Origin of the sequence: Halomonas sp. ATBC28, from assembly GCF_005937175.1 — a bacterium.
GTDB classification, from domain to species: domain Bacteria; phylum Pseudomonadota; class Gammaproteobacteria; order Pseudomonadales; family Halomonadaceae; genus Vreelandella; species Vreelandella titanicae.
Map to the genome: position 1 here is coordinate 1 of NZ_VCQL01000061.1, position 1,156 is coordinate 1,156.

Annotated in this window: 1 protein-coding gene; it reads left to right on the forward strand. The window is 48.5% G+C overall.

Annotated elements, in window-relative coordinates:
* Positions 1-623: 623 nt before the first annotated feature.
* A complete protein-coding gene (locus E0L35_RS25280; protein ID WP_084625262.1) occupies positions 624-917 on the forward strand; it encodes a GIY-YIG nuclease family protein in 294 nt (97 codons plus the stop codon).
* Positions 918-1,156: the final 239 nt, after the last annotated feature.

Genomic DNA, 1,156 nt, shown 5'->3' on the forward strand with positions numbered 1-1,156 from the left:
GCCAAAGATTGCCGCGTCGCTGCGCTCCTCGCAATGACGTAGGTGATGTCATTGAAATCCGCTACCTGTCATTGCGAACGTAGTGAAGCAATCTCGGGGTTAATCTGCCACCGCCGCCAAAGATTGCCGCGTCGCTGCGCTCCTCGCAATGACGTAGGTGATGTCATTGAAATCCTCTACCTGTCATTGCGAACGTAGTGAAGCAATCTCGGGGTTAATCTGCCACCGCCGCCAAAGATTGCCGCGTCGCTACGCTCCTCGCAATGACGTAGGTGATGTCATTGAAATCCTTCACCTGTCATTGCGAACGTAGTGAAGCAATCTCGGGGTTAATCTGCCACCGCCGCCAAAGATTGCCGCGTCGCTGCGCTCCTCGCAATGACATGAATAGGGCTACTCGCAATAGCATCTAATTTGTTATTGCGAGCAACCCGACATTGTGAGCCCGCCCCCTGTCATTGCGAGCGCAAGCGAAGCAATCTCTAGGTTAATCTACCACTGCAAGCTAAGGTCGTTTCACTTTTCATAGTCAAAATAAGGATACTGACTGCAATGATGCGCCCCTACCATTGCTAATAAAATGAAGTTAGATTAATAAAAATCCATCACCGAAAGGTCGGTTCATGTCGACAACAAACAATCTTTATTATGTTTATATTCTGACTAACCGCACTCACCGCGTTCTTTACATAGGAGTTACAAACAACTTGGAGCGCAGGCTTTATGAACACCGCCAAGGTTTAATGCCAGGATTCACCAAAAAGTACCGTTGCCACAAACTTGTATGGCTAGAGGAGTCAAATAGTATAGAAGATGCCATCAGGCGCGAAAAACAGCTTAAAGCGGGTTCACGTCAACGTAAAAATGCTCTAATTGACTCCCTTAATCCTGATTGGGTTGAGCTTGCCCCATACTAATATCATTCTGAGTGCCACACCCCTTATTATCGTGAGCCTCTCTTTCATTGTGGGCCCTCCCTGTCATTGAAATCCGCTACCTGTCATTGCGAACGTAGTGAAGCAATCTCGAGGTTAATCTGCCACCGCCGCCAAAGATTGCCGCGTCGCTGCGCTCCTCGCAATGACGTAGGTGATGTCATTGAAATCCTTCACCTGTCATTGCGAACGTAGTGCAGCAATCTCGGGGTTAATCTGCC

What these genes read in the sequence shown, in the direction of transcription:
- E0L35_RS25280 (WP_084625262.1), top strand. Translation starts at nt 624, where the DNA reads ATGTCGACAACAAACAATCTTTATTATGTTTATATTCTGACTAACCGC.